Annotated in this window: 19 protein-coding genes and 1 riboswitch; of the genes, 4 read left to right on the top strand and 15 right to left on the bottom strand. The window is 68.3% G+C overall.

Annotated elements, in window-relative coordinates; translation table 11 throughout:
* Positions 1-157 precede the first annotated feature (157 nt).
* From pnp to ABIC44_RS07375, 4 genes are all read right to left on the bottom strand, one after another.
* The gene (pnp, locus tag ABIC44_RS07390) at positions 158-2,482 is read right to left on the bottom strand and encodes a polyribonucleotide nucleotidyltransferase (protein ID WP_354294613.1); all 2,325 of its coding nucleotides are present in this window, start codon (positions 2,480-2,482) and stop codon (positions 158-160) included.
* Between the two features lie 250 nt (positions 2,483-2,732).
* Positions 2,733-3,002: a 30S ribosomal protein S15 gene (gene rpsO, locus ABIC44_RS07385; protein ID WP_261268525.1), complete on the bottom strand. Its 270-nt coding sequence runs from the start codon at positions 3,000-3,002 to the stop codon at positions 2,733-2,735.
* A 12-nt stretch (positions 3,003-3,014) separates the two neighbouring features.
* Positions 3,015-4,016: a tRNA pseudouridine(55) synthase TruB gene (gene truB / locus ABIC44_RS07380; RefSeq protein WP_354294611.1), complete on the bottom strand. Its 1,002-nt coding sequence runs from the start codon at positions 4,014-4,016 to the stop codon at positions 3,015-3,017.
* A 27-nt stretch (positions 4,017-4,043) separates the two neighbouring features.
* A complete protein-coding gene (locus ABIC44_RS07375; RefSeq protein WP_309691510.1) occupies positions 4,044-4,652 on the bottom strand; it encodes a thymidine kinase in 609 nt (202 codons plus the stop codon).
* A 52-nt stretch (positions 4,653-4,704) separates the two neighbouring features.
* On the opposite strand from ABIC44_RS07375, the gene ABIC44_RS07370 reads away from it, so the two are divergent.
* Positions 4,705-5,295, top strand: a complete 591-nt coding sequence (locus ABIC44_RS07370; RefSeq protein ID WP_354294609.1) for a YceI family protein — start codon at positions 4,705-4,707, stop codon at positions 5,293-5,295.
* Positions 5,296-5,610: 315 nt separating this feature from the next.
* On the opposite strand, the gene rbfA is transcribed toward ABIC44_RS07370, so the two are convergent.
* The 6 genes from rbfA to rimP form a co-directional block, all read right to left on the bottom strand.
* Complete coding sequence (gene rbfA / locus ABIC44_RS07365; protein WP_307102046.1) at positions 5,611-6,012, bottom strand: 30S ribosome-binding factor RbfA; 402 nt, start codon at positions 6,010-6,012, stop codon at positions 5,611-5,613.
* Positions 6,013-6,113: 101 nt separating this feature from the next.
* Positions 6,114-8,999 (bottom strand): translation initiation factor IF-2, encoded by a 2,886-nt coding sequence (gene infB / locus ABIC44_RS07360; RefSeq protein ID WP_354294607.1) that lies wholly within the window; start codon positions 8,997-8,999, stop codon positions 6,114-6,116.
* Positions 8,996-9,799: a DUF448 domain-containing protein gene (locus tag ABIC44_RS07355; RefSeq protein ID WP_502959827.1), complete on the bottom strand. Its 804-nt coding sequence runs from the start codon at positions 9,797-9,799 to the stop codon at positions 8,996-8,998. Before ABIC44_RS07355 ends, infB begins: the two co-directional genes overlap by 4 nt.
* The gene (locus tag ABIC44_RS07350; RefSeq protein ID WP_307102042.1) at positions 9,780-10,016 is read right to left on the bottom strand and encodes a tautomerase family protein; all 237 of its coding nucleotides are present in this window, start codon (positions 10,014-10,016) and stop codon (positions 9,780-9,782) included. The genes ABIC44_RS07355 and ABIC44_RS07350 overlap by 20 nt, the downstream gene beginning before the upstream one ends.
* Positions 10,016-11,632: a transcription termination factor NusA gene (gene nusA, locus ABIC44_RS07345; RefSeq protein ID WP_307102040.1), complete on the bottom strand. Its 1,617-nt coding sequence runs from the start codon at positions 11,630-11,632 to the stop codon at positions 10,016-10,018. Before nusA ends, ABIC44_RS07350 begins: the two co-directional genes overlap by 1 nt.
* Entirely contained in the window at positions 11,632-12,210 is a 579-nt protein-coding gene (gene rimP / locus ABIC44_RS07340) for a ribosome maturation protein RimP (protein ID WP_354294605.1), read from the bottom strand. The genes nusA and rimP overlap by 1 nt, the downstream gene beginning before the upstream one ends.
* Positions 12,211-12,382: 172 nt before the next feature.
* On the opposite strand from rimP, the gene ABIC44_RS07335 reads away from it, so the two are divergent.
* Both ABIC44_RS07335 and ABIC44_RS07330 read left to right on the top strand, forming a co-directional pair.
* Positions 12,383-13,588 (top strand): PQQ-dependent sugar dehydrogenase, encoded by a 1,206-nt coding sequence (locus ABIC44_RS07335; RefSeq protein WP_354294604.1) that lies wholly within the window; start codon positions 12,383-12,385, stop codon positions 13,586-13,588.
* Positions 13,589-13,746: 158 nt separating this feature from the next.
* Positions 13,747-15,000, top strand: coding sequence for an ROK family transcriptional regulator (locus ABIC44_RS07330; protein WP_354294602.1), 1,254 nt, complete (start codon positions 13,747-13,749; stop codon positions 14,998-15,000).
* A gap of 101 nt (positions 15,001-15,101) precedes the next feature.
* Here the strand turns inward: ABIC44_RS07330 and ABIC44_RS07325 are convergent, their stop codons facing one another.
* Together ABIC44_RS07325 and ABIC44_RS07320 are read right to left on the bottom strand one after the other, a co-directional pair.
* On the bottom strand, positions 15,102-16,505 hold the full coding sequence (locus ABIC44_RS07325) for a sugar porter family MFS transporter (protein ID WP_354294710.1): 1,404 nt from the start codon (positions 16,503-16,505) through the stop codon (positions 15,102-15,104).
* A 203-nt stretch (positions 16,506-16,708) separates the two neighbouring features.
* Positions 16,709-17,776, bottom strand: a complete 1,068-nt coding sequence (locus ABIC44_RS07320; protein WP_307102032.1) for a LacI family DNA-binding transcriptional regulator — start codon at positions 17,774-17,776, stop codon at positions 16,709-16,711.
* Between the two features lie 114 nt (positions 17,777-17,890).
* Positions 17,891-18,001, top strand: a riboswitch (SAM-I-IV-variant riboswitch).
* 46 nt (positions 18,002-18,047) lie between these two features.
* Between ABIC44_RS07320 and ABIC44_RS07315 the strand changes: the two genes are divergently transcribed.
* A complete protein-coding gene (locus ABIC44_RS07315; RefSeq protein WP_354294600.1) occupies positions 18,048-19,118 on the top strand; it encodes a threonine aldolase family protein in 1,071 nt (356 codons plus the stop codon).
* A gap of 12 nt (positions 19,119-19,130) precedes the next feature.
* Here the strand turns inward: ABIC44_RS07315 and ABIC44_RS07310 are convergent, their stop codons facing one another.
* From ABIC44_RS07310 to ABIC44_RS07300, 3 genes are all read right to left on the bottom strand, one after another.
* Positions 19,131-19,487, bottom strand: a complete 357-nt coding sequence (locus tag ABIC44_RS07310; protein ID WP_354294599.1) for a hypothetical protein — start codon at positions 19,485-19,487, stop codon at positions 19,131-19,133.
* Positions 19,488-19,554: 67 nt separating this feature from the next.
* On the bottom strand, positions 19,555-20,082 hold the full coding sequence (locus ABIC44_RS07305) for an OmpA family protein (protein ID WP_354294597.1): 528 nt from the start codon (positions 20,080-20,082) through the stop codon (positions 19,555-19,557).
* 91 nt (positions 20,083-20,173) lie between these two features.
* A complete protein-coding gene (locus ABIC44_RS07300; protein WP_354294595.1) occupies positions 20,174-21,253 on the bottom strand; it encodes an AI-2E family transporter in 1,080 nt (359 codons plus the stop codon).
* Between the last annotated feature and the right edge of the window lie 261 nt (positions 21,254-21,514).

Here is a 21,514-nt window from a genome sequence, read left to right as displayed (position 1 = left end):
TCGCTCAGGCTGAACGGATTTTTGTGTCCAGACCCATTCCCGAACCCCGTTCAGCCTGAGCGAAGTCGAAGGCCAAGGGAATCACCCACCCGCATCCCCCCAACGAAAAAGGGCCCGGGGTTTCCCCCGAGCCCTTTTCCTGCCTCATGGCAAAGGATCAGTCGCGATCGCCGGTCAGGAAGGCCGGAGCGGCGAATTCGGACGAACCGCCCTGCTCGCCGCCTTCGCGACGGGGACGGTCGCCACGGTCGCGACGCGGGCCGCTGCGGCCTTCGCCGCCACGGTCGCCGCCATCGCGACGCGGACCGCGACCGCCTTCACGGTCGCCGCGCGGACCACGGTCACCACGCTCGCCGCGCGGTTCGCGGGCCGGACGATTGTCCTCCAGCTCGGCACCGGTTTCCTGGTCGACGACGCGCATCGACAGGCGAACCTTGCCGCGCGGATCGATCTCGAGGACCTTGACCTTGACTTCCTGGCCTTCGCTCAGGACGTCCGAGACCTTCTCGACGCGCTCGTTCTTGATCTCCGAGACGTGGACCAGACCGTCCTTGCCGCCCATGAAGTTCACGAACGCGCCGAAATCGACCAGGTTGACGACCTTGCCGTTGTAGATCTTGCCGACCTCGGCCTCTTCGACGATGCCCTTGATCCAGTTCATCGCGGCTTCGATCTGGGCGGAGTCGGACGAGCTGATCTTGATCACGCCCTCGTCGTCGATGTCGACCTTGGCGCCGGTCGTCGCGACGATCTCGCGGATCACCTTGCCGCCGGTGCCGATCACGTCGCGGATCTTCGACTTGTCGATCGTCATCGTCTCGATGCGCGGGGCATGGGCCGACAGCTCGGTGCGGGTCTCGCCCAGCGCCTTGTTCATCTCGGCCAGGATGTGCGCGCGGCCTTCCTTGGCCTGCGCCAGCGCGACCTTCATGATCTCCTCGGTGATACCGGCGATCTTGATGTCCATCTGGAGCGAGGTGATGCCCTCGGAGGTGCCCGCCACCTTGAAGTCCATGTCGCCCAGGTGATCCTCGTCACCCAGGATGTCGGACAGGACGGCGAAGTCCTTGCCTTCCAGGATCAGGCCCATGGCGATGCCCGAGACCGGACGCTTCAGCGGAACGCCCGCATCCATCAGCGACAGCGAGCCGCCGCAGACGGTGGCCATCGACGACGAGCCGTTCGACTCGGTGATGTCGCTGGTCACGCGGATGGTGTAGGGGAATTCCTCCTTCGACGGCAGCACCGGGTGCAGCGCGCGCCATGCCAGCTTGCCATGGCCGATCTCGCGACGACCCGGCGCGCCGAAGCGGCCCACTTCGCCGACCGAATAGGGCGGGAAGTTATAGTGCAGCATGAAGTGCTGGTAGGACAGGCCGTTCAGCCCGTCGATCATCTGCTCGGCATCCTTGGTGCCCAGCGTCGTGGTCGCGATCGTCTGGGTCTCGCCGCGCGTGAACAGCGCCGAGCCGTGCGAACGCGGCAGGAAGTGAACCTCCGCCTCGATCGGGCGGATCTGGGTGGTCGAGCGACCGTCGATGCGGCGGCCGTCCTTCAGGATCGCGGTGCGAACGATCTCGGCTTCCAGCTTCTTGACGAGCTTGGCGGCGACGAGCTGCTCCTGCGGCGTGCGGTCGGCCATGGCGGCCTTCGCCTTGGCGCGGGCCTCGCCCAGCGCGGTCTGGCGCGCCTGCTTGTCGGTCAGCTTATAGGCGGCGGTGATGTCCTTGCCGACCAGCTTCTTCAGCTCGGCCTTCACGGTCTTCTGGTCGTCGCCGACCTTCAGTTCCCACGGGTCCTTGGCGGCCTGCTCGGCGAGATCGATGATCGCGTCGATGATCTGCTGCGACGCCTTGTGCGCGAACATGACCGCGCCCAGCATCACCTCTTCGGAGAGCTCCTTGGCTTCCGACTCGACCATCATCACCGCATTGTGGGTGGCGGCGACGACCAGGTCCAGGTCACCGGCCAGCGCCTCGGCGTCGGTCGGGTTCAGCTGATACTCGCCATCGACATAGCCGACGCGCGCCGCGCCGATCGGGCCCATGAAGGGCACGCCCGAGATGGTGAGCGCGGCCGACGCGGCGACCAGCGCCAGGATGTCGGGCTCATTCTCGCCGTCATAGGAGAGCACCTGGCAGATGCAGTTGATCTCGTTGTAGAAACCTTCGGGGAACAGCGGGCGGATCGGACGGTCGATCAGGCGGCTGATCAGCGTCTCACGCTCGGTCGCACCGCGCTCGCGCTTGAAGAAACCGCCGGGGATACGGCCCGCCGACGAGAACTTCTCCTGATAGTGAACGGTCAGCGGGAAGAAATCCTGCCCTTCCTTCACATTCTTCGCGGCCGTCACGGCGCACAGCACCACCGTCTCGCCCAGCGTCGCGATCACCGCGCCGTCGGCCTGACGGGCCACCTTGCCGGTTTCGAGGGTCAGCGTCTTGCCGCCCCACTCGATGGCCACTTTCTTGGTATTGAACATGGAATATCCTTCACTCCGACGGGCCTATCCCGCCGGGGCCTATGGGTTGAGCCAAGATTGGCTCTGGAGGTCGACCGAATTGCCGATCCTCCGATCCTGCCCGACCCTATCGTCGGGTTTGATGACATAGAGGCTTTGGGGATGCGCCCTTGCGGCATCCGGTCGGCCCGGTGCTTCATACACCAGCCGATAAAAAAAGGGCACCCCCTGATGGGAGTGCCCTTTTTGGTCGCCTGGCGCGCCCCGCGTCTTACTTGCGCAGGCCGAGCTTGGCGATCAGCGCCAGATAGCGGTCGCCATCCTTGTGACGCAGATAGTCGAGCAGCGAGCGACGCTTGTTGACCAGCATCAGCAGACCGCGACGCGAATGATTGTCCTTCGCATGGGTCTTGAAGTGGCCGGTCAGGTTCTGGATCCGCTCGGTCAGGATCGCGACCTGGACTTCGGGCGAACCCGTGTCACCCTCGGCGCGGGCATGGTCCTTGATGATTTCCTGGCGGCGTTCAGCGGTGATCGACATCGTGGTCCTTTCTTAATCGAGGTTGAAACCGCGCACGACCCGGACGTCCCCGTCCAGCGCCTCCACCAGCGCCACCGGGCGGTCGCCCAGCATCGCGAAATATTGGCCATCGTCAGCGGCAATCCCGACCAGCACACGCCCCTGACGGAGCGCCCCTGCCTGGTCGGGGTCGAGCGCGAGAGCCGGGATGTCGTCCAGCCCCGCCCTCAGCGGCAGGAGTATCTCTTCAAGCCCGCGCGCCTGCCCCATTTCGTTCAATTTGTCCAGCGATATCGCCGAGGCCAGGGTGAACGGCCCCGCCTTGGTCCGGCGGAGCATGGTGACATGGCCCACCGTGCCCAGCGCCAGCGCGATGTCGCGCGCGAGGGAGCGGATATAGGTGCCCTTGGAGACATGCGCGGTGAGGGTGATGTCTTCCAATCCTCCCTGAGCTTGCTCGGGGAGGGGGACCGCGCCCGCAGGGCGTGGTGGAGGGGCATCGCCGGTCCGTCCCGCCCCTCCACCATCGCTGGCGCGATGGTCCCCCTCCCCAAGCGAGCTTGGGGAGGAATGGAGGCTGTGAATCGTCACGCTGCGACTCGCCAGCACCACCTCTTCCCCGGCCCGCGCCAGGTCATAGGCGCGCTCGCCATCCACCTTCAGCGCGGAATAGGCGGGGGGCACCTGGTCGATCGGGCCGGTGAAGCGCGGCAGCACCGCCTCCAGCGCCGCGCGAGTCGGGCGGACATCGCTCTCGGCGACCACCTCGCCCTCGGCATCCAGCGTCGATGTCTGCGCGCCGAAACGGATGGTGAAGTCGTACACCTTGTCGCTGTCGAGCATCCGCCCGGCCAGCTTGGTCGCCTCGCCCACCGCGATCGGCAGCACGCCGGTCGCCAGCGGGTCGAGCGTGCCGCCATGGCCGACCTTGATCCCCTTGCCATAGCCGCCCTGGCGCAGCACGCGCTTGACCGCGCTCACCCCTTGCGTCGAGCCGAGCCCCAGCGGCTTGTCGAGTATGATCCATCCATGCATCGGACGGGCGTTAGTCGGGCTTGGCCCCTATCTCAAGGACGGCGCCTCAAGCACCGTGCCGCCCGCCAGCGCCTCGCCGAAATGGCGGCGGCACAAGGCGATGTAGCGGTCATTGCCGCCAATCTCGGTCTGCGCGCCCTCGGCGATCGCATGGCCCTGGCCGTCGACGCGCAGGTTCATCGTCGCCTTGGCGCCGCAGACGCACACCGACTTGATCTCGCTGAGCGTGTCGGCCAGCGCCAGCAACCGCGCCGATCCGGGGAAGAGCTGGCCCTTAAAATCGGTCCTCAAGCCATAGCAGAGCACGGGAATCCGGTGCCGGTCGGCCAGCCGGGCCAGCTGATCGACCTGTTCGGGCGTCAGGAACTGCGCCTCGTCGACCAGGATACAGGCCAGCGGCGTCTGCGCGTGCCGGTCGAGCGCGCAGGCCTCCAGATCGGTGGTGGCCTGGAATGGTGTCGCGGGCTGCGACAGGCCGATTCGCGAGGCGATGGTGCCATAGGCGAAGCGATCGTCGATCGCGGCGGTGAACAGCATCGTGTTCATCCCCCGCTCGCGATAGTTGAAATCGGCCTGCAGCAGCATGGTCGATTTCCCGGCATTCATGCTGGCATAGTAGAAATAGAGCTTGGCCATCCGCCGCCCTTATCGGAAGGGAGCCGCCATTTCGAGCATGGGACGAACCGGCATGTGGGTTGGCACGCGGATGGCGATGGCGGTGGCGGCCATGTTGATGGGTGGCGCCGGATCGGCAACCGCGCCCAGCTCGCTCGCCTATGGCATCGATCCCGCCCGTGCGCGCGTGCAGGCAAAGGTCGGCTTTTTCGGCCTGGGCAGCAAGACGGCGCATTTTCCCCGGCTGGAGGGTCGCGTCGCCCTGTCAGACCGGGATGCGCAAGCCGTGACGCTGGACGTGCGGATCGATGCGCAGGCGCTGGAGGCAGGGGATTCGCTGACCCGGTCCCGCCTGCGCGGACCCGATTTCTTCGATGTCGAGCGATACCCCCGCGTGATCTTCCATGGCTCGACCATGACCCGGACCGGACCGCATAGCGCGCAGGTCGCAGGGACGATCACCGCGCGCGGAGTCACCCGTCCGGCGACACTGGCGGTCGACTTCTCACGCGACTTCGCCGCGATGACCGGGCACGAGCCGGTGCATATCGCGGCGTCGACGCGGATCGACCGGCGGGACTTCGGAATGACCACCTATCCGCTGATCGTCGGGCGACAGGTGACGATTACGATCGATGCGGACCTGGTGCCGGGGCGGGATTAGGCCGTTCCCAACGGCCGTTCCGGCTGACAGAGGTTCGCGCAGAGGCGCGGAGGACGCAGAGAGGCATTGCCCCCAACGCTTCCACCCCGGCGAAGGCCGGGGTCCAGTTGCCATTAACGGGCGGCGGTGCAGGATATCTGCCTCCCCCGCCCCGGCGCAACGCGCCATCTACGACAGGGAGACTGGGCCCCGGCCTTCGCCGGGATGGGGCGACGTTTGAACGTGGGGCGCTTCTTCTCTGCGCCCTCTGCGCCTCTGCGCGAACCTTTTCCCTTGGCCTTCGACTTCGCTCAGGCTGAACGGAGCGAGGGTCCTTTAGCCCTCGTCCCCCTCCTCCAGATCGCGCGCGACCTTCGGCGAGCGCAGGAGCGAGTCGATATGGCTGCCCTCGTCGAAGCTCTCGTCCGCCAGGAACTTCAGCTTGGCGGCATATTTCATCTTCACCCGGTGCGCGACCTCGCGCTGAAGATAGGCGGTGTTGGTGCGCAGCGCCTTGATCACCACCTCCTCGTCCTTGCCGAGCAGCGGCTTCACGAAGACGGTCGCGTGGCGCAGGTCGGGGGACATGCGCACCTCGGTCACGCTGACCATATGCTTGGCGAGCGTCTCGTCATGCACGTCGCCGCGCGCCAGGATTTCGGAGAGGATGTGGCGCACCTGCTCGCCGACGCGGAGCAGGCGGACCGAGGGTTCGGCGGGGTTCTTGGCTTGGACCATGATAGTTCTTCTTCAAACGGAAATCGCGGCCGCCGGGCAGGCGACCGCGATCATGTCCGGCAGAGGCGGGCGGCAGGAGCGATCCCACCACCCTGCCCGCATCAGAGCGAACGCTCGCGCAGTTCGACCTCGAAGGTTTCGAGATAGTCGCCCGCCTTGATGTCGGTGAAGTTCTGCGTGAACGTCACACCACATTCCAGACCGGCGCGAACCTCGGCGACATCGTCCTTGAACCGGCGGAGCGAGTTGATCTCGCCCTGGTAGATGATGACGTCGTTGCGCGTGATGCGCGCCTTGAGCGCCTTGCGGATGACACCCTCGGTGACCAGCAGACCGGCGGCCTTGCCGATCTTGCCCGCCGAGAAGACCTCGCGGATTTCGGCGCGGCCGACGACCGTTTCGAACGCCTCGGGGCCCAGCTCGCCCGCCATGCCCGCGCGGATCTCGTCGATCAGGTCGTAGATGACGTCGTAATATTTCAACGCCACCTTGTTCCGCTCGGCGATCTCGCGCGCCTTGGCGTTCGCACGGACGTTGAAGCCGATGATCGGCGCACCGCTGGCGGCCGCCAGCGTCACGTCCGACTCGGTGATGCCACCGACGCCCGAGTGCAGGATGCGCGCCTTGATGAGGTCGGACGCGATCTTGTTGATCGACGCCACGATCGCCTCGACCGTCCCTTGCGTATCGGCCTTCACGACCAGCGGATATTCCTTGGCCTGGTTCGCCTTCAGCGCCGAGAACATCGACTCCAGGCTGGCCGGGGCCGAGGTGGTGCGCTTCTGGAGCAGCACGCTCTGGCGATATTCGGCGACCTCGCGGGCGCGGGCCTCATTCTCGACGACCTGGAGGAGATCGCCCGCCTGCGGCACGCCCGACAGGCCGAGCACCTCGACCGGCATCGCAGGCCCTGCTTCCTTCACCTGACGACCCTTGTCGTCGACCAGCGCACGGACCTTGCCGCTTTCGGCGCCGACGACGAACACGTCGCCGACCTTCAGCGTGCCGCGCGTGACCAGCACCGTCGCAACCGGACCACGACCCTTGTCGAGCTTGGCCTCGACCACGCTGCCCTCGGCGGCGCGGTCCGGGTTGGCGGCCAGTTCGAGCAGTTCGGCCTGAAGCTGGATCTTCTCGATCAGCGTATCCAGACCGATCTTCTTGAGCGCCGACACTTCGACGTCCTGGGTCTCGCCGCCCATGTCCTCGACCTGCACGTCATGTTCGAGCAGGCGCTCGCGGACGCGCTGGGCATTGGCGTCGTGCTTGTCGATCTTGTTGATCGCCACGATCATCGGCTTGCCCGCCGCCTTGGTATGGTTGATCGCCTCGATCGTCTGCGGCATCAGCCCGTCATCGGCCGCGACCACCAGCACCACGATATCCGTGACGTCGGCACCACGGGCGCGCATCTGGGTGAAGGCCTCGTGGCCCGGCGTGTCGAGGAAGGTGATCTTCGACTTGTCCTTCAGCGTGACCTGATAGGCGCCGATATGCTGGGTGATGCCACCGGCCTCGCCGCGCACCACGTCGGTGCCGCGCAGCGCGTCGAGCAGCGAGGTCTTGCCATGGTCGACATGGCCCATGATCGTCACGACCGGCGGGCGCGGCTGCAGGCTCTCGGCCGCATCCTCGCTGGTGTCGAGCGCCAGATCGATGTCGCTGTCGGAGACGCGGACGATGTTGTGGCCGAATTCGGTCACCAGCAGCTCGGCCGTATCCTGGTCGATGGTCTGCGTCATGGTGACGGGCATGCCCATCTTGAACAGCGCCTTGACCAGATCCGCACCCTTTTCGGCCATACGGTTGGCCAGTTCCTGGACGGTGATCGCCTCGGGCACCTGCACGTCGCGGACCTGCTTGACCTGCGGCTCGCGCGGGCCGCCAAAGCCACGCTTTTCCTTCTCGCGGGCACGCTTCAGCGCGGCGAGCGAGCGGGCGCGGGCGCCGTCCTCATTCAGGGCGCGCGTGACGGTCAGCTTGCCGCCACGACGCTCGTCACCCTTGCGATCGCGCTGCTGCGGACGGCCCGGAGGCGCGTTGCGCGGCGTCGGCTGGCCCGAGGGCATGGAGCGCGGCGCGCCGCCCGACGGGGCCGAGGCATTATTGTTGCTCGGCGCGCTGGCGGCGGCCGGAGTCGCGGCTGCGGCGGGCGCAGGCGCGGGCTTGGGCGCAGGCTTCGGAATCTCGGGACGCTGCACCGGCGAGAAGCGGCGCGGCGCGGGCATCGAGGGATCGCGACCCAGGATCGGCGGCGTCGGCACAACCGGAGCGGGCGCAGGCGCAGGCTTCGCCGCCACCGGAGCGGGGGCGGGCGTCGGGGCCGGCGCGGGAGCCGGTGCCGGGGCGGGTGCCTCGACCTTGGGCTCTTCCGCCTTGGGCTGCGGCGCCGGGATCACCGGGCGTTCGACCGGGCGGAAGGGACGCGGCTGGACCGAGATGGTCGGCGCGGCCGGAGCCGGGGCGGGTTCCGCCGCAGCGACGGGCGCAGGTGCCGGAGTCGGCTCGGGCGCTGGCGCAGGCTCGGGTGCCGGTTCCGGCGCGGGCGGCGGGGCGGCGGCAGCCTCGGCGGCGGCACGCGCGCGCTCTTCGGCCCGCGCACGCTCGTCCTCGGCGCGCTGCTGACGCTCGGCGTCCTCGCGACGACGAATCTCTTCCTGCATGGCGAGGCGCTGTTCCTCGGCTTCACGCAGCAGGCGCGCCTGGCGCTCCTGTGCCGTCTCGTTCGACGGCACCGGGCGACGCGGTGCGACCGGCGCCGCGGCGACGGGCGCTGCGGGCACGGGTTCGGGGGCCTGCGCGGGGGCGGCCGTCTCCGGCGCTCCCCCCTGCGGGCCCAGGACGCGACGGCGCTTCGTCTCGACGATCACGGTGTTCGAGCGGCCGTGGCTGAAGCTCTGCTTCACCTTGCCGGTCTCGACCGTGCGCTTCAGCCCCAGGGGCTGGCGCATTCCGAGTTTCGGCTTGTCGTTGTCGGTCTCGCTCACTCAAAATCCTCGTGTACGGTCACGGCCGGTCGGTCACCAGTAAGGTCGGACGCCGATGCGCCTTGCGAGGCCGTTTCGCAAGGCGTTGCCACAGGGTCGGGTCCGATAAAATGCAGCCAGCGGTCGAGCGCTTCGCTCACCCGCTTTGCCGCGTTACGATCTGTCAGGCCGATGTGTACCACATTTTCGCGGCCCAACGCCAATGACAATATGGGGCGTGTGGCGGGCAACGCCAACCCCTTGAGATCGGAACCTTCGCGGTCCGATCCGACGCGCCACGCCTGCGCCAGCTTGCGACACCCATCCTCGCCCGCATCGGCGGCATGATAGAGCGCGTGCAACTGACCCGAGCGCGCCGCCGTCGCGATCTTGTCCGATCCGGTCAGCAGCATCCCCGAGCGCGACTCGAGTCCCAGCCGGTCGAGCGCATTACGCTCCAGCGCGGCGGTGATCAGCGCGGGCAGGTCGTCGGGGATCGCAAACTCGCCCGTCTTGAACGCGCGCGCCAGTGCCCCCTTCAACTTGCCCTTGGCGATGGCCTCCTCAAGCTCGCTACGGGTCACGCCGATCCAGCCGCCCCGCCCCGGCGCTTTCGCACGGACATCGGGCAGCACCCGCCCGTCGGGCGCGAGCGCCAGACGGATCAGGTGCGGGCGCGCATCATGCTCGCCCGACAGGATGCAGCGGCGGACCGGCCCGTCGATCGAATCGCGGGCCGCCTTCGCGGCGTCTCTGGGGCTCCGGCCCTTCTTGGCCGGAGTGTCGTTTACGCCAGCGCGCTCATTGTCCCGGTTCCGCATGCGCGTCTCCCGGGGGCTTGGTGGTGGGCGCATCACGGTCAGCGATCAACTGACCGCCCGCGCCGTAATTTTCGGTGGAGACCTCCTCGATCACGATCTGGACGGCGGCCGGGTTCTTGCCCAGCCGCTCCACCAGCGAACGAGTCACGTCGGCGACGATCTCGGCCTTTTGCTGCTTGGAGGCGGTGCCCGCCAGACGGATCGAGACGAACGGCATCAGGCTTCGTCGCCCTCCGCCTGCGCCGCCTCGACGGCGGGCTCGTCCTCGTCGCCGAACCAGTGCGCGCGCGCGGCCATGATGATCTCATTGCCCTGCTCGTCGCTCAGGCCATATTCGGCCAGGATGCCGCCCTTGGGCGCGGCACGCGGGGTGTCGTCACCACGGCGACGCGGCTCGGCGCGCTTCTTCTCGACCAGCTCGTCGGTCGCCAGGTCGGCGAGATCGTCGAGCGTCTTGATGCCCGCCTTGCCCAGCGTGACCAGCATCGCCTCGGTCAGATAGGGCATCTCGGCCAGCGCGTCCTCGACGCCCAGGCCACGGCGCTCGTCGCGCGCCGCCTGTTCGCGGCGGTCCAGCGCTTCCTGCGCGCGGCTCTGCAGTTCCTGCGCGAGATCCTCGTCGAAGCCCTCGATCGCGGCCAGCTCGTCGAGCTCGACATAGGCGACCTCTTCCAGCGCGCCGAAGCCTTCGGCGACCAGCAGCTGGGCCAGCGTCTCGTCCACGTCCAGTTCGTTCTGGAACATCTCCGAGTTGGCGACGAATTCCTTCTGACGCTTCTCGGACGCGTCGGCCTCGGTCAGGATGTCGATCGCCTTGGCGGTCAGCTGGCTGGCGAGGCGGACATTCTGGCCGCGACGGCCGATGGCGAGGGACAGCTGATCGTCGGGGACGACGACTTCGATCCGGTCCTCTTCCTCGTCGATCACGACGCGGCTGACGTTCGCGGGCTGGAGCGCGTTGACCACAAAGGTCGCGGTGTCGGGCGACCAGGGGATGATGTCGATCTTCTCGCCCTGCATCTCCTGCACGACGGCCTGGACGCGGCTGCCCTTCATGCCGACGCAGGCGCCGACCGGGTCGATGCTCGAGTCGTGCGAAATCACGCCGATCTTGGCGCGGCTGCCCGGATCGCGCGCGGCGGCCTTGATCTCGATGATGCCGTCATAGATTTCGGGCACTTCCTGCGCGAACAGCTTCTTCATGAAGTCCGGATGCGCGCGGGACAGGAAGATCTGCGGCCCGCGATTCTCGCGGCGCACGTTCAGGATCAGCGAGCGGATGCGGTCGTTCACGCGGACGACTTCGCGCGGGATCTGCTGGTCGCGACGGATCACGCCCTCGGCGCGGCCCAGGTCCACGACGATGTGACCGAACTCGACGCGCTTGACGACGCCGGTGATGATCTCGCCCTGGCGGTCCTTGAACTCGTCATACTGACGGTCGCGCTCGGCGTCGCGGACCTTCTGGAAGATGACCTGCTTGGCCGCCTGCGCCGCAATGCGGCCGAATTCGATCGGGGGCAGCGGATCGACGATGAAGTCGCCGACGCTCGCGCCCTTTTGCAGCTTCTCGGCCCCCTTCAGGTCGATCTGCTTGTAATAGTCATCGACCTGCTCGACCACTTCGACGACGCGCCACAGGCGCAGATCGCCCGAATTCGGGTCGAGTTTGGCGCGGATGTCGTTCTCGGCACCGTAGCGGGCGCGGGCGGCGCGCTGGATCGCGTCCTCCATCGCCTCGATGACGATGCCCTTGTCGATCATCTTTTCCGAGGCGACCGCATTCGCGATCGCGATCAGTTCCGCCTTGTTGGCGGAAATGGCGGTAGCCATCAGTGCCGTCCTTCCGTGGTGGCGCCGTCCTGTTCGGGCGCGTCCTGATAATAAACCTCTTCCGCGCCATCCAGGGACAGCGGCACCGTCGCGGCGATCAGCCGGTCGGTCATGACGAGCTTGGCGTCCTCGATCGCGGCGAAGGGCAGTTCGTGGCGAACCCCCTCGACATCGGTGATCGCCACCGTCTCGCCCTCGACCCCGTTCAGGTCGCCCTTGAACTGCTTGCGGCCGTTCAGCTTCTCGGCGAGCGTGATCCGCGCCTCATGCCCCGCCCAGTCGGCGAAGTCCTTCAGCCGGGTCAGCGGGCGGTCGATACCGGGCGAGGACACCTCCAGCCGGTACGCATGGTCGATCGGGTCGCGGCCCTCGGCCTCCAGCGCGTCCATCACGTCCGAGATGCGGCGTGACAGGTCGGCGCAATCGTCGATGTTCAGCTGGCGCGTGTCGGGACGCTCGGCCATCACCTGCAGCGTGGGGTCCGACGTGCCGCCATACATCTTCACGCGCACGAGCTCGAAGCCGAGTGCTTTCGCCTCGGGTTCGATGAGTTGCGTCAGAAGGGCGATGTCCGCCATGAAAGCTCCAGATGTGCCGGTGCGCTGCCGCGGAACCCGTCCCGCAGCCTCTTTCACCCGACGATGTAAGAGAATGCCGCATTCTATACACATATCCCCCTGACGAAACAAGCATCCATGCCGAAGCGTTGGCGGCCCATCGGGCCGACAGGGCCAACCGGGAGAGTAGATCATGAAACTGCCGTTGCTCGCCGCCTTGCCGGTGGCGCTTCTCGCCTGTTCGGGCAACGGGCCGGGGCCCGACGAGACCGGAAACGCCCCGCCGGTCGCGGTGACGCCGGGCGGCACGCCGACCCCGACGCCCTCCCCCTCGGCCACCCCGCCCGCCACCGTGGTCGACGGCCAGCCCTTTGGCCGCACGGTCGTCGCCGATTTCGACGCGCCCTGGGCGATGACCTTCCTGCCCGACCGGCGGATGCTCGTCACCGAGAAGGACGGCCGGATGCTGCTGGTCGCCGCGGACGGGCAACAGCGCCAGACGATCGCGCGGATCGGCGTCGATTCGGCGGGCCAGGGCGGGTTGATGGACGTGGTCCTCGCCCCCGATTTCGCACAGAGCGGCCGCGTCTATTTCAGCTATTCGGCCGCGACCGAGGGCGGCAAGCATGTGGTACTGGCGCGCGGCACGCTGCGCGAAACGAATGGCACCGCGCAGCTGGCGGGCATCGAGACCCTGTGGAGCGCCAGCCCCGCCGTCACCGGCGACGGCCATTATTCGGGCCGCATCGCCTTTTCGCCCGATGGCCAATATCTGTTCCTCACCGCGGGCGAGCGGCAGAAATTCACCCCGGCGCAGGATCCCAAGGCGACGCTGGGCAAGGTCCTGCGCCTGACCCCGGACGGGAAGCCCGCGCCGGGCAATCCGCTGGCCGCCCAGGGTTTCGATCCGGCGGTCTGGTCCTATGGCCATCGCAACCTGCTCGGCCTCGCCTTCGACGCCTCGGGCAATCTGTGGGAACAGGAAATGGGGCCCAAGGGCGGCGACGAGGTCAATCTGATCCTGCCGGGCCGCAATTACGGCTGGCCCAATGCCTCCAACGGATCGCATTATGACGGGCGCGACATTCCCGACCACCGCGCGGGCGATGGCTATGAGGCGCCCAAGGTCTCGTGGAACCCGGTGATCTCGCCGGGCGGGCTGATGATCTATTCGGGGTCGCTCTTCCCGCAGTGGCGCGGCGACGCGTTCATCGGCGGTCTGTCGAGCAAGGCGCTGGTCCGCGTCGACCTGAACGGCACCAGCGCGGCCAAGGGCGACCAATGGGACATGGGCGCGCGCATCCGCGAGGTCGAGCAGGGCCCCGATGGCGCCATCTATGTGCTGGAGGATGGCGGCGAATCGCAGGGGCGGCTGATCCGCCTGACACCCGCCGCCTGATCGCCCCGACCCGCAGGGCGGGGCCGCCCGGACGCTGGCCGGGCGGCCCTGCGGCAATACCATTTGCGATATTCTACGATACCACTTGACCTCGACGGTCCATCCCGCCGATCCAAGCGTATAACAGGGAGCGGATGGGGGTCCGCTTCACAAGGGAGATGGATCATATGCGAGCGGTGCCGCTCCTGTCGCCAGAGCGCGGGCGACCTGCCGATGGGCATGCCCGCGACGCCCGCCTGTCGCGCGGCCTGTCGGGCACCAATCTGGAGCGGGCGGGGGACTATAATCTGCGCACCGTCCTGCAGGTCATCCGCTTCCACCGCGAAACCACACGAGTCGCGATCGCCAACGAAACCGGGCTGACGCCGCCCACCATCGCCAACATCACCGGCCGCCTGACCGATATGGGGCTGGTCCGCACCGCCGGGCGGCTGCATGGCGGACGCGGCCAGCCGGCGCTCAAGATCGAGCTGTGCCCCGAGGGCGCGTTCGGGATCGGGCTGACCATCGACCGCGACCATCTGTCGCTGGCGATCCTCGACCTGAGCGGCACGGTGCGCGCCCGCGCCACCCGCGAGATCGCCTTTGCCGGGCCGGACGAGGTGGTCGCCTTCCTTCGCGAGACGCTGGACGCGGCGCTGGCCGAGGGGGCGGTCGACCGGGCGCGCATCCTGGGCGTCGGCGTCGCCATGCCCGACGGGCTCGGCCGCTCGCTGCCCGACCAGCCCGAGGATTATGCCCAGTGGGACGCGGTCGACCTCGACGCGCTGCTGGCTCCGGTGCTGCCCTGGCCGGTGCTGCGCGACAATGACGCCGCCACCGCCGCGCTGGGCGAGGCGCAATATGACGAGACATTCTCCTGCCCCAGCTTCTTCTACCTGCTGATCACCGCGGGGCTGGGCGGCGGGCTGATCATCGACCGCTCCTATCATCGCGGCGCGCATCGCCGGTCGGGCGAGATCGGGCTGATACCCGACCCTACCGCCAGCCGCACCGGCGCGATCGTGCAGGACACCGTGTCGCTGGCGGGCCTGCGCGTCCGGCTGGCGGCGGCGGGCCGCGCCTTCGGGTCGCCCGAGACGCTGGGCGAGCATGACGATCCGGTCGTCTGCGCGGTGATCGACCAGTGGGTCCAGGACTCGGTCGCGGCGCTGACCCAGCCCTTCGTCGCGGTCACCACCCTGTTCGATCCCGACGCCATCCTGATCGGCGGACGCCTTCCCGGCTGGCTGATCGTCCGGCTGGCCGACGGGCTGAAACAGGCGCTGGCCGCGATCGAGCTGCCCGCCCGCCCCGAAATCCGCCCCGCCCGCATGGCGCAGGACGCCCCCGCCATCGGCGCGGCGATGCTGCCCTTCATGGACCGGCTGCTGCCCTCCGATTCGATCCTGATCCAGGCCGGGCGGGGCTGAGGGGCACACCCCTTCGCCCAGGCCGAACGGAGGGAGGCGCGCGCATAGAAAAAGGCCCGCCCCCGGAGGGAGCGGGCCTCGCCAGGTCTGGGACCTGCGGATCAGCCCGCCATGTCTTCCAGTTCGCGACCCCGGGTTTCGTTCACCATCGCCTTGACGAAGAAGAACGACGCCGCCGCGAAGAAGGCATAGCCGAAATAGGTGATGCTGAGCCCCGGCGACACCGCCAGCGCGGGGAAGCTGACCGAGATCGCGGCATTGGCGATCCACTGGGCAAAGCCCGACACCGCCAGACCCGATCCGCGGATCTGGTTGGGGAACATCTCGCCCAGCATGACCCACATGACCGGGCCCCAGCTGGCGTTGAAGAAGATGACGTACAGGTTCGCCGCGACCAGTGCGATCACGCCATTGTTGCCGGGCAGGGTCACGCCGCCGTTCGCGCCGGTGACGGCGGTCGAAAAGGCATAGGCGACGATCGCCAGCGTCACCGCCATGCCCGCCGAGCCGATCAGCAGCAGCGGCTTGCGCCCGATCCTGTCGACGGTCGCGATGGTGAACAGGCAGGCGCCGATCGACAGCACGCCCGACAGGATGTTGGTCTGGAGCGCATAGTCCTCCGAGAAGCCGACCGCTTCCCACAGGGTCGCGCCGTAATAGAAGACGACGTTGATGCCGACCAGCTGCTGGAACACCGCCAGGCCGATGCCCGCCCACAGGATCGGGCGGATCCGGCCGGTGGTCTTGTCGACCAGGTCGGACAGCTTGGGCTTGTGCTGGTCGGCGGCCAGGCTGCCACGAATATCGGCGACCTTGCGGGTCGCCTCGGCATCGCCGAACAGCTTGGTCAGCACGGCATGCGCCTCGGCATCGCGGCCCTTGGCGACCAGGAAGCGCGGGCTTTCCGGAATGATCGACAGCGCCGCGAAATAGATTGCCGCCGGGATCGCCTGGAGCCAGAACATCCAGCGCCAGGCGGGGAAGCCCAGCCAGAATTCGGCAGTCGAGCCACCGGCATAGCGGGCCAGCGCGAAATTGGCGACGAAGGCGCCGGTCAGGCCGGTGATGATCATCACCTGCTGCACGCTCGACAGGCGGCCGCGAATCGAGGCCGGGGTCACTTCGGAGATATAGACCGGCGAGATCACGCTGGCCGCGCCGACGCCCAGGCCGCCGATGATGCGCGCGAGGATGAAGATCGCCGAGCTGCCCGCGGCACCCGCCAGCAGCGCGCTGACCAGGAAGAGGCCCGCAGCCAGCATCATGACGTTGCGGCGGCCGATCGCGTCGGCCAGCCGCCCCGCGCCGAACGCGCCGATCGCCGATCCGACCAGGATCGCGCCGACATTGACGCCGACGCCCAGGCGGCCAAGGTCGAACGCGGCCTCCAGCCCCTTCTGGGTGCCGTTGATGACGCCCGAGTCGTATCCGAACATGAAACCGCCGATCGTCGCGACGACGACGATGGCGGCGATGAATCCATGGTTGACGCTGCCTGCGGTCAACCCTCTCGCATTATCGGTCACTCGGGCCCTCTCCTCGTCGCTGCGTGGCGTCTTCGCCTATCCGCACGAACTCGTCCTGTCACCGGTCCAAGATGCGACCGGCCTTCCGTGGTAACGCTATCTTAAATCATCGCTTCGTCAAGCGGGCGCGCGCGCATCCTGTCCCATGCCGGACGGATTCGCGGCCGCCGCCCACACCGTCGTCAGATTTCGCGCGGGCGGCGGCGCGGCGCGGCATCCGACTGGCGGCGAATCAGGCTGTAATCCAGCAGGCGATGGTCGACCGCCTCGGCGCTTTTCTGGCGGATCACGGTCGCGATCATCTCCACCGCCGCGCGGGCCATGTCGGCGATCGGCTGGTGGATGGTGGTCAGCTCGGGCCAGATGGTGGTCGACAGCGTGGTGTCGTCGAACCCGCAGACCGTCAGGTCGCTGGGCACGTCCAGCCCGCGCCGATGCGCCACCGCGACCGTCGCCGCCGCCATGTCGTCGTTCGACGCGATGATCGCGGTCGGCGGTTCGGCCAGGTCGAGCAGCCGCTCGGCGGCGTCCAGCCCCGATCGATAGGTATAGAGGCCCGGCGCCACCAGCGCCTCGTCAAAGGGCACGCCCGCCGCCTCCAGCGCGGCGCGGAACCCCTCATACCGGCGCGCGCTGGCCGACAGATTGGGATTGCCGCAGATGAAGCCGATCCGGCGATGGCCCAGCGTCATGACGTGGCGCGTCATCTCCTCGGCGGCGGCGCGGTCGTCGATCTGGACCGCCATGGTCGTGCCGGGCATCTCCTCGGCGGGCACGCCGGTCGCCACGACGATGGCGGGCACCCCCGCCTCGCCCAGCAGCGACAGGACCGCATCCGCCTCGCACAGGGGCGGCGGCAGGATCACGCCGTCGATCCCGCCCGCGATCAGGTGCCGGGCGACCTCCACCTCATGCTCGCCGATCTCGCATTTCTCGACCACCATCTGGATGTCGAGGCGCGAGGCCTGGTCCAGCGTGCCGAGCAGGAATTCGCTGAGAAAGCCCTGGCTGGGGTTGCTGTACAGCATCCCCACCCGGATCTGCGCCGCGCCCGCCAGGCTGCGCGCGGCGGGGTTGGGCGCATAGTTCAGCTGGGCGATCGCCGCCTCGACCTTTTCGCGGGTGGCGGGGCGGACATTGGCCTCGTTGTTAATGACGCGCGATACGGTCATCAGCGACACGCCCGCCGCGCGCGCGACATCGCTGATCGTGGGAGCGCTGCTGCCGCGGCGCGAGGTCCTGATGCTCATAACGTTTACGCTTCCACCTTTCGGCGACGATACGCAATGCTTTGCGCTATTTTGGTCGGCTTGGTCCGATCCGGCCGCGCGGCTTGATTTCCCCCCGCCGCGCGGCTAGGGGCGACGCAGCATCAAGAGTCGGGCCGTCGCCCGGCACCAACCTGCCTCCCGGCAAGGTGGTGCCTCTCCCCTTCGGAGAGGGATGTGGCCAGACCGGCAACAACGGGACGATCAGCCACTTTCCTCATCCCGACTCGCCCACAGGCACGAAGGATTTGTGATGGACGCGGCCATTCCCCAGCACCCTGCCCCCCAGCAGTTCGCCAGCGACAATTATGCAGGCATCTGTCCCGAGGCCTGGGCGGCGATGGCCGAGGCGAACCAGGGCTATGTCCCCGCTTATGGCGAGGACCCGTTCACCGACCGCGCCGCCGACGCGTTCCGCACGCTGTTCCAGACCAAGTGCGAGGTGTTCTTCGCCTTCAACGGCACGGCGGCCAACTCGCTGGCGCTCGCCGCGCTGTGCCAGAGCTATCACAGCGTCATCTGTTCGGCCTCCGCGCATGTCGAAACCGACGAATGCGGCGCGCCGGAATTCTTCTCGAACGGCTCCAAGCTGCTGGTCGCGCAGACCGAGGACGGCAAGCTGACCCCCGACGCGGTGCGCGCGCTGGCCACCGGCCGGTCGGACATCCATTTCCCCAAGCCGCGCGCGGTGACGATCACCCAGCCGACCGAGACGGGGCAGGTCTATACGCTGGCCGAAATCCATGCGCTGTCGGCGACCTGTCGCGAACTGGGGCTGCGGCTGCACATGGACGGCGCCCGCTTCGCCAATGCCTGCGCCGCGCTCGGCTGTTCGCCCGCCGACATGACGTGGCGCGCCGGGGTCGACGTGCTGTGCTTCGGCGGCACCAAGAACGGCATGGCGGTGGGCGAGGCGATCCTGTTCTTCGACCCCGTGCTGGCCGAGGATTTCGACTATCGCTGCAAACAGGCGGGGCAGCTGGCGTCCAAGATGCGCTACCTCGCCGCGCCGTGGATCGGGATGCTCGACACCGGCGCGTGGCTGTCCAACGCGACCCATGCCAATGACTGTGCCCGGCGGCTGGCCGACCGGGTGGCGGGCCTGCCCGGTATCGCGCCGATGTTCCCGGTCGAGGCCAATGCGGTGTTCCTGAGCGCGCCGCCCGCCGTCCTCGAAGCCCTACGCGCGCGCGGCTGGCGCTTCTATACCTTCATCGGCGGGGGCGCGCGGTTCATGTTCGCCTGGGACGCCGATCCGGCGCGGGTCGACCAGCTGGGCGACGATATCGCGGCGGTCGCGATGGAGGGGCTGGAGGCGGCGTAAGCCGCCCGCCGGTCATCCCTCGGTAAGAGGCGGGGCCGCCAGCAGGCGGTCGAGCCAGGCCAGCGCCTGCCGGGGTTCGCCGACCGCCTCGGGCCCGACCGGCCCGCGCGCGGCCAGGAACTCCGCATGAAGGTCGAACGGCGGCAGCCCCAGCTGCTCGCGCGCGTCGTCGATGCTCTCGCCGATCTCGGTCAGTTGCGCGACGACCGGCGCCACCGCCGCCCGCGCTGCGCGGTCCTTGCGATGATCGAACAGCCCCCATTTGCCCGCCGCCGTGGTGCGCAGCGCGGCGATCAGCGCCTCGCGATATTCGCCTTCCATATCCACGCGGTGCGCGTCGAGGCGAGCAAGTCGATCAGCCTTGGCCATGCCGATCCCCCTAAAGGGCGGCGACCCGGTCCGCAATCCGGGGTGACCGGCGCGCTTCCGTCGAGGGTCAGGCGGCGGGGTCCAGCGCGATCTCGACCCGGCGGTTGCGCGCGCGGCCCGCGCTGTCGTCGCTGCCATCGGGCTTGGCATTGGGGGCGATGGGACGGGTCTCGCCGAGCGCGATCACCTCGATCCGCGTGGCGGCGATGCCCCGCGCCACCAGATAGGCGCGCACCGCCTCCGCGCGCTTGCGCGACATGCGGCGATTGGAGTCATCATCGCCCTCGCTGTCCGAATGGCCCCGCAGGACGATCCGCCCCTGCCCCGCCGCCCGGTCGCCGGCCAGCCGGTCGAGCGCGGCGCGGGCCTCGGCGTTCAGCGCCGCGCCGCCCTGGGGAAAGCCGATGGTCGGGCCGCCCCGGCCCGCAACGGCGTCCGACCGAGGCTCCGCCGGACGGGCGGGTGAAGCGGGCTCGGGCACGGGCACTTCGATCACCGTTCCCCGGCTGGCCGTTGCGGACGTGCGCTCGCGGCATCCGCCCAGCACCACCGCGAGCCCGATGATCGCCATCCACCCGCCCGATCGCACCCTCATTACCGTCCCTTTGCCCCAGGCGCACCCCTGCCCCCGTGGCGGCGGACCATAGGGACCGGCTTGCCGCGGTGCAAACCGCGGCGGCGCGTCGTCAGCCCGCCGTTTCGGCAGCCGGGACCGCCCCGCGCTGCTCGCTCAGGATGCGCCATCCCGCCAGGAACAGCGCGGCGACCGCCGGTCCGACGACGATGCCGCTCAACCCCAGCAGCTCGATCCCGCCCAGCGTCGTCAGCAGCACGATCCAGTCGGGCAGTCCCGTGTCGCGCCCCACCAGGATCGGCCGCAGGATATTGTCGGCCAACCCGATGACCAGCACGCCCGAGGCGACGACCACCGCCCCCTGCCAGACCGCGCCGGTCGCGAGCAGATAGATGGCGACCGGCCCCCAGATGATCGCCGGGCCGATCGCGGGGAGCAGCGCCGCGATCGCCATCAGCACGCCCCAGAGCAGCGCGGCGGGCACACCGACGATCCAGAAGGTGATCGCGCCCAGCGCCCCCTGCACCAGCCCGACGATGACCGATCCCTTGATGGTCGCGCGCACCACCGCGACGAAGGTATCGACCAGCCGCGTCGCCACGCCCCGGTCCAGCGGCAGCGCGCGGACGAAATCGGGGCCCAGCCGGTCGCCGTCGCGGATCAGGAAGAAGGCGACATAGAGCCCGACGCCAAAGGCCAGCGCAAAGGCGAAGGCGTTGCGCCCGATCGACAGCGCGCGGGTCGCGATCTGGCTGACGCTGCTGCTGAGCGTGCGCGAGACGCGCGCCTGAAGCCCCTCGAAACTGCCGACGCCAGAATTGTCCATCGCCTGGCGCAGCCGCTGGGGAAGCGCGTCGCGAACCTGCTGGAAATATTGTGCGAAGTCGATCTGGCCGCTGCGCATCTTCAGATAGACGCCCGACGCCTGGTCGACGACCATGCTGCCGATCAACAGGGTCGGTACCACCACGGCAAAGGTGATGATCAACATGGTCAGCCCGGCGGCGAGATTGCGCCGCCCGCCGGTCTTGGTCAGCAGCCATTGGAACAGCGACCGAAACAGGATCGCCGCCAGCCCCGCCCAGAGCAGCGCGATCAGAAAGCCCGAAATCACCGCGATCAGGCCGATGGTGACGATCGCCAGGAAGAGGATGAATCCCCCTCGCTCGATCCTCTGGCGGTCGATGTTCATATGGCCCTCCCCTTCATGCATCGCGGCGTAACCGTCACGATCCCGCAACGGTTCCGCGATCCCTGTCGGCGGGATGACGGGGATGTCAGGACGCAAAAGGCTCTTGCCCTGCCCCACATCCCGCAGCCCCGTTCAGGCTGAACGGAGTGCGTCGCTATTCCTCCCCTGCAAGAGAGGTGGCAGCCCGAAGGGCTGACGGAGGGGTGTCGCGCTCTCGATAGGGTGACACCCCACCACCATGCTGCGCATGGTCCCCCTCCC

Source organism: Sphingomonas sp. 1185 (genome assembly GCF_040544655.1).
Taxonomy (GTDB): domain Bacteria; phylum Pseudomonadota; class Alphaproteobacteria; order Sphingomonadales; family Sphingomonadaceae; genus Sphingomonas.
This window is presented reverse-complemented; position numbering and strand designations above follow the sequence as displayed.